General features: G+C 48.3%; 6 protein-coding genes. 3 read left to right on the forward strand and 3 right to left on the reverse strand.

The features are described from left to right. A partial coding sequence (locus tag OXH39_13260) for a hypothetical protein (protein ID MCY3551422.1) occupies positions 1–650 on the reverse strand: 650 nt, incomplete at its 3' end. Positions 651–1,120: 470 nt separating this feature from the next. On the opposite strand from OXH39_13260, the gene OXH39_13265 reads away from it, so the two are divergent. Continuing rightward, a complete protein-coding gene (locus tag OXH39_13265; GenBank protein ID MCY3551423.1) occupies positions 1,121–1,345 on the forward strand; it encodes a winged helix-turn-helix domain-containing protein in 225 nt (74 codons plus the stop codon). A 23-nt stretch (positions 1,346–1,368) separates the two neighbouring features. After that, positions 1,369–3,966 (forward strand): alpha-glucan family phosphorylase, encoded by a 2,598-nt coding sequence (glgP, locus tag OXH39_13270; GenBank protein ID MCY3551424.1) that lies wholly within the window; start codon positions 1,369–1,371, stop codon positions 3,964–3,966. A gap of 66 nt (positions 3,967–4,032) precedes the next feature. Here glgP and OXH39_13275 read toward each other — a convergent pair whose 3' ends face one another. Together OXH39_13275 and OXH39_13280 are read right to left on the reverse strand one after the other, a co-directional pair. Then, positions 4,033–5,208, reverse strand: coding sequence for a hypothetical protein (locus OXH39_13275; GenBank protein ID MCY3551425.1), 1,176 nt, complete (start codon positions 5,206–5,208; stop codon positions 4,033–4,035). Positions 5,209–5,211: 3 nt separating this feature from the next. Beyond that, positions 5,212–6,405, reverse strand: coding sequence for a hypothetical protein (locus tag OXH39_13280; protein MCY3551426.1), 1,194 nt, complete (start codon positions 6,403–6,405; stop codon positions 5,212–5,214). A gap of 370 nt (positions 6,406–6,775) precedes the next feature. On the opposite strand from OXH39_13280, the gene OXH39_13285 reads away from it, so the two are divergent. After that, a complete protein-coding gene (locus tag OXH39_13285) occupies positions 6,776–6,967 on the forward strand; it encodes a transposase (protein MCY3551427.1) in 192 nt (63 codons plus the stop codon). Positions 6,968–7,134 lie beyond the last annotated feature (167 nt).

Here is a 7,134-nt window from a genome sequence, read left to right on the forward strand (position 1 = left end):
GGGTCTACGGGAAAACTATCATCGCCGAAGAACTCAATTTCGCCAATTTGAAAGTACGCCCCAGCCGGGTTCGATGCGGTGTCAAAAGTAACATGCCGAAAAAAACGATATCCGGTTTTTTGAACGTCGTAATCTTCCCCCGCTTCAAAAAGGACGACTTGCAGTCGCTGATCCCAAAAGCTTTTCCCGTCGTGAGCAAAGATGGTCGTAAACTTTTTGCCGTCGTTCGACCCTTGAACCTCCCACACTGTCGGGTCCCGCGGAGGGACATCGTTCGCTGAAGATACGGTGAAGTGTGTCAAGGCATACTGCTCCTCAAACTCAGCTGTCACGTGTAGACCTTCTTTGGGAATGCCACCGCCACGTCCACAGCACCATTTGTCGTTGCTGGGACCAAGGCGGTTATCAAAGACGTTAAACGCAAATTCACCGCCCGCGAATCCGGGTTCATCGTTGGCTGAGAAAATGGCGTTGTAACCTTTATCTGCTTCAGGCTCACCATCGTCTTCTGGGTCGGTTAGGTCTCCTCCTAACAGTTCATCCGTTCCTACCCCCAAGACTTCCTCAGCCTGTGCCATGTCGCTTGGGTTTCCGATAACACAATAGGCTATCATCAACACGAAGCCTGCCAATACTAACATAATTTTCATACCGTTTAATCTCCTAAAAAAATGAATCTCACTTTTACGTGAGTTTCGCGTTAAGTTAAGTAGGTGCGTTTGAATAAACTGCACCCGTTTTACTATACCAATCTTTACGAATCTGTGTTCCATAATAATATATTATTCCATATTATTATTGAAAATTCAATGTCATTTTTCAAAAATATAGAAAACAACGCAAAGAATTAGATTATCATAGAAAATTTTGTGCAGTTACTGCCCGAATTTCCGATGGCAGTACACTTTTTTAATTTTCTTTGTTCTTGACAACTCCGCCGAATCCAACTACAATATATACAAAGACTTATGCGATGATTTTCCATTTGAAGTTTTATGTCCTTATTGTGAGGTAGGAATGCAGCCATCTTTGCTGGCGAGGTTTAAAACTTCGCCTGTGGTATGTAGTTTGAAATTCCTTATTAGAAATTGCGTCAGTCCTAATCCTTTTGGAGGTAGAAATGTTAGATAATATTGGAAATGTAGCCGGTGCTATATGGCAGTATCTCGAAATTAACAACGAAGTCAGCGTTACAAAATTAACACGCGACATCGGTGAAAACCAACGTACAGTCCTGATGGGTGTCGGTTGGCTCGCCCGCGAAGGGAAATTAAATTTTGAGCAACGAAAACAGGGCATCTATATCACACTAAAAACACAACAATTGGACGCAGAAGTCGCATAGATTTCGGAAGGAGAACGAATTAGATGAAGCCACTTCGTCAGTTAACAGTGGTGCCGACATTACCCCCGAACCTTGAACCTCTGCGTGAACTTGCCTTAAATCTCTGGTGGACCTGGGATCGTGAAGCTCTCGGATTATTCCGTCATCTTGACACCGAATTGTGGGAAAAAACGTACCACAATCCGGTCGCAATGCTCGGACGAATCTCCCAAGAACACTTGGACACCGCCGCAAAAGACAGCGTTTTTCTCGCACGCCTTGAAGTCATTCACAAAAAGTTTAAAGAATACCATAAGACTCCTTCATGGTTTGAGACGGATCACAAAGATGATACGCTCAACGACCTAAAGATTGCCTATTTCTCAATGGAATATGGGTTGACCGAATGTATGCCACTCTACTCCGGCGGCTTGGGTGTCTTAGCGGGGGATCATTTGAAATCCACGAGTTATCTCGGGCTGCCCTTTGTCGCAGTCGGACTGCTCTATCAGCACGGCTATTTCCGTCAGACGCTCACGGCGGATGGCTGGCAGATGGCGGATTACCCAACAAATGACTTCTACAATATGCCCATCCAACCCGCGAAATCAGCTGATGGGACACCGCTCTTCGTAGAGGTCGCGTATCCAGAAGGTAAAGCATTCGCCAAAGTCTGGTATGCCCAAGTCGGACGTGTTCCCTTATACCTGCTCGATACGAACATCCCTGAAAATCAGAATGAGGAGTTACGGAATATAACAGATTACCTCTACGGCGGTGACGAACGCCTCCGCATCAAACAGGAAATCCTGCTGGGTATCGGTGGATACCGTGCCTTGACTGCGCTTGGTATCCAACCGACTGTCTGTCACATGAATGAAGGGCACGCTGCGTTTCTTGCGATTGAGCGTATCCGACAATTAATGCTGGAAACAGGTATCCGCTTTGAAGAAGCCCGCGAAGCCACAAGAGCCGGAAATATCTTTACGACGCATACACCGGTTCCCGCAGGTATTGACTGGTTCCCACCCGATTTGGTTAATCATTACTTCAGTGGTTACTATAGAGAACTCGGCATCTCAGCGGACACCTTTCTCGGTCTTGGTAGAACGAACCCTACTAACACCCACAGTGAATTTAGCCCCGCACTCTTAGCGTTAAGACTTGCAGCAATGTGCAACGGCGTGAGCCAGTTGCATGGACACGTCTCCCGCGAAATGTGGAAGGACCTTTGGCAAGGTACACCTGTCCATGAGGTGCCGATTCGCGCAATTACAAATGGAATTCACACTCGTTCTTGGGTTTCCGGTGATATGCAGAGTCTCTTTGACAGATACCTCGGTCCGCGTTGGATTGTTGAGCTTACGAATCAAGCCGTCTGGACACAGATTTCACAGATTCCAGATCCTGAGTTGTGGCGAACACACGAACGCCGCCGCGAACGTCTTATCGCATTCGCACGCCAACGGCAAGAGCAGAAGCATGCCGTCGGGGGTCCTGTTTCAAGGCTTGCTAAGGAGAGCGAGAGCGTCGCAACGAAGATTCTCAATTCAGCGGCGTTGACGATCGGGTTCGCACGCCGATTTGCAACCTATAAGCGCGCAACTCTTCTTTTCCAAGATGTTGACCGCCTTGATAAGATTCTTAACCATCCAGAACGTCCTGTTCAACTCATCTTTGCCGGTAAGGCACACCCGCACGATTATGAGGGAAAGTTGCTTATCCAGCGTATCTCCCGTATCGCAGCGGAACCGCGATTTTATCACAAAATCGTCTTTATTGAAAACTATGATATCTGTGTTGGACGCTATCTTGTTGAGGGCGTTGATGTTTGGCTCAATAATCCTTTACGTCCGAATGAAGCGAGCGGCACAAGCGGTATGAAAGCCGCAGCGAATGGGGCACTTAATCTCAGCATTGCTGACGGTTGGTGGGCAGAGGCGAACCATTTAGGAGGCGGTTGGACGATTGATGCCGGTCCTACCTCTGAAGACGGAAAATCCACTGACAAGGCACACGCGAATGCTATTTATGAACTCCTTGAAAAAGAAATTGCGCCCCTCTTTTACCAGCGCAACTCTGTTGATGATGTACCGTACGAGTGGGTTGCTCGGATGAAGACTGCGATGCAAAACCTTGCCCCTATTTTCAATACGAAGCGCATGGTGGCAGAGTACGCAGAGCAATTGTACTTTCCAGCGCATCGTCGCTGGCAATCTCTCAATGAAGCAGGTGGAAAGCGCAGTGTCGCCTTAGCACGCTGGAAAACACATATCCGAGACCATTGGCGTGATCTGCGGATTGAAGAAAAGCAGCCCGATACTGCGGCTGCTGTGGTTCAAAACCCTGAGTTAGGTGTTGGTGAATCCACAACACTGCAGGCGGTTGTCCATACCGATGTGTTGTTTCCACACGAACTTGCCGTCCAGATTTACCACGGGGTGTTGGACGAGGCGGGCGAAATCCGCAATGGGAGTGTGAGTCCGATGGCGTACCAATCTGACCTCGGAGGTGGTACCTACCTCTTTGAAGGGACATTCACCGTGAAGCAGACAGGCTTGCACGGGTATACCGTCCGTGCGCTACCACACCACGAGGATTTGCAATCTCCGCATGAACTCGGGCTTATAACTTGGGCATAGAAATACCGCGAGCAGCAGCGGAGAAGCAAGGCGCGCGTGCGAAGTGCGCCTACAAAATGAGGTGCCTTAACGCCGTGCATGCTGCGATTCCGCAGGTGCGCGGTATTCAACGTTGAGATGTGGTGTTTCTAAACGGACATGCCCTTGAAGGCGCGAAGTCAGACAACTCTCCAACGTTCCGCTCACCAACAAGGTCCGTTCCGCTGGATATGGTGCAATACCTGTCTCAAAAAGTTCCTCAATTTTGGCGATGAGACACGCAGAGTAAGTGACATTCGGGGTGGGTGTTAAGAAAAACTGTGTTGACACTGGGACCGACTCATCCTTCAGTTTCGCGGCAAAACAGTAATCTCGGACCGCGCCGTTGAGCATCAGAAGTGTTGCCCTTAAACCATCGTTATATTCAATAAAATAGGCAGCAGGGTTTTCGACGAGCCGGTAGATTTCACCGTTACCGATCATATTTTGCGTCCTACCGTCTTCATCCGTTAAACCGCACGGCGTATCGCTCCTCGAAAGTGCAGCTTCTAACAACTCCAGAGACCAGCGTCCGTCTTCGCCTGCCTTCCAAACTTCCTCACCATCTATTAATTGGACAGCAGCGACCCCGGTTTCGCCTCCTTTTCGGCGTTCAATCATACATTGCATCGCCTCCATGGCGTGATAATCCATCGGATCCGAACCGCCAACACCGACCATAAGTGCCTCTTCTATTTCGCACTCCAAGGGTAATTCGACATCGGGTAACCGCCATGTGACGGGCAGCGACGAACCCGAAAGCACCCCAAAACCGAGACGGTGTCCATCGTCCACCATCTCCTTCGCCTTCTCGAAACTATAGGAGAGGTGTTTGTCGTTGAAGATCGGTACGGCGCGTCCGTCTTCCTCAAAAACCTTGACACACTCCTTGAAAAATTCATATCGGGGATATAGCACTTGACTTTTCTCATTGGTAGGATAATCACCGTGTTCTCCAATCGAAAGCACTGCATCCACAGCGAGTTGATCGCCACCGCACCGGAGTGCCTCAGCAATGGTAGAGTAAACAGTGAAACCGAATTCTCTGGAACGGTCAGTGCTCTGCTCTCCCTCCGGTTTCTGATCAACATAGAGAGAAACGACTTTCATATCTGGACGATGCCATCTACCCTCTTTTGGATAGCCGACAAGAAAACGATCTGCAAAATGTTGCGCATGCGATAGGTACCGGTAGATAGTCGTAACAACAGCAATTCGTTTCATAGCTCATGTCCTCCAGAAGGTTGATGCCTCGGTGGGTTGATAGGCGATGTCTAAATGTGGTGTCTCCTGCCTTGTACTTTCGGCGAAGAGGCTGTCAACACCCGCTGCAACAAGTCCTGTCGTCAACAATGTGCGTTCAACCGGATAGGTCGCCTCGCCTGTCAAAAACATTTGCTCAATATTGTTGACCAGCGGTGAGAAGAAGTTCGCCAATGTCGTCCGCGCGGGTGGCATCGGGAGATACATCTGTGTTGAAAGAATCTCGTCGCCTGAACCGATGTAAGCGGCAAAGTTGAAATCCTGCACCAATCCGTTCATTAGAATCATTGTAGATTTCAAGCCATCATTGTGTTCATATTGATACGCTATCGGGTCTTTCACAATGTCCTTTAGTTCGTCCAATGTCGGAAACGGATTGTTGAACCCCGGACGTGATGGTGTGAGCGTATGGCTCCGACAGAGTGCAGCTTCAAAGAGTTCTCGCGACCAGAGTTTGGTGTGATGCGCTTCCCAGAATGCGTCGCCGCGATATGCCTGCAGCCATTTTACACCGCTCTCGCCACCCTCGCGCCGTTCTACCATACACTGTAGGGTCTCCAGCGCGTGGAAGTCATAACTGTCCACACCGCCGTAACCTACACATACCGCCTCCGAGACCGGTACACCAAGTGGCATGTCAATGGAAGGCGTGCGCCATGTAACTGGCAGTGAGGAACCCGCCATGAAAGCGAAACCCATAGACTGGGAGATGTCGTACATCTCACGCGCCCACTCCCAGTTCCATGAGAGATGTTTGTCGTTAAAGGTAGGTACGCCGCGTCCGCTCTTTTCATAGACCTCAGCAATCTGCATGAAGTGCTCATAGCGTGGATAGAGGCGTTGTCCCTTTTCGTTGGTGGGATACTCGCCGTGTTCCCCGATAATCAGGACACCGTCGACTGCAAGTTCCTCGCCGCCGAGGGTGAGTGCCTCCGCAATTGTGGGATAGCCTTTCATTGTGGGGAAACGCTCCAGACGTTCGCGGCTGAGATCGTTATCTTTAACCTGTTCGACGAAGAGTGAAACGAGATCCATCGGTGGGTAGTGGTGTCGGCTGTTCCATCCATACCCTTCTAAGAACCGATCGACGATGTGCTGCGTATGTGCGTATTTATGATAAATTGTCGCAATCGCAGCGATTTTGGGTCGTTTTTCCATCCTTCCTCCTTTAGATTTCACGGCGGGTTCATTGCCTATTGCGCAACTCTAATAAGGCATAGGTTAAACTGCGTGTCCCTACACCTTGTTTTTCAATTTTTTCAGTCTTTCAATTAGCGTTTTTGCATAATAGACTCTTAAGTTAACGGAATTAGTCGTTTTGAGCTTGCAAAAAATTATAGAAAAAGTGCGATAAACCCTTGTAAATAAAGGGTTTTCATGATATAATATAGGTAAGAAAATAGGGGGTTGCAGCCCCCTATTGAAACCCGAAAGTAGAGTTGCTTTTTTCGGTTTCACACTTATCTGATTATTGTATCAAAACCTATCAGAAAAAGCAACTCCTTTTCAGCAATAGGAGTATTTTCTGATGGATTTGATCAAGATCATGGAGATGTTCCCGACACAAGAGGATTGTATTGCGTACCTGGAGCGTCTGAGATGGCAGGGATCACCAGAATGTCCGGATTGTGAGAATACACAAATGAACGTGATAACGGACATATCGGACGCTGGAACTGCCACGATTGCCGATCCACTACCGAGATACCAACATCTTTGAGAAGTTTCTCAAGCAAAGCATGGAGTAAAGATGTGATACAAGTGTTGCCAAAAAAAGGCAAATTAGAAGTTTCTCAAGTCCAAAACGACTAATTCCGTAAATTTTTTCATCTTCATAAAACCGCTCCGGCTCGTCTAAACAAAGTGCGAAATCCGATAATTTCTTAA

Source organism: Candidatus Poribacteria bacterium (assembly GCA_026702755.1).
Taxonomy (GTDB): Bacteria; Poribacteria; WGA-4E; order WGA-4E; family WGA-3G; genus WGA-3G.

Coding starts and splice junctions, on each gene's coding strand:
- OXH39_13265 (MCY3551423.1), top strand. CDS start 1,121: ATGTTAGATAATATTGGAAATGTAGCCGGTGCTATATGGCAGTATCTC.
- glgP (MCY3551424.1), top strand. CDS start 1,369: ATGAAGCCACTTCGTCAGTTAACAGTGGTGCCGACATTACCCCCGAAC.
- OXH39_13275 (MCY3551425.1), bottom strand. CDS start 5,208: ATGAAACGAATTGCTGTTGTTACGACTATCTACCGGTACCTATCGCAT.
- OXH39_13280 (MCY3551426.1), bottom strand. CDS start 6,405: ATGGAAAAACGACCCAAAATCGCTGCGATTGCGACAATTTATCATAAA.
- OXH39_13285 (MCY3551427.1), top strand. CDS start 6,776: ATGGATTTGATCAAGATCATGGAGATGTTCCCGACACAAGAGGATTGT.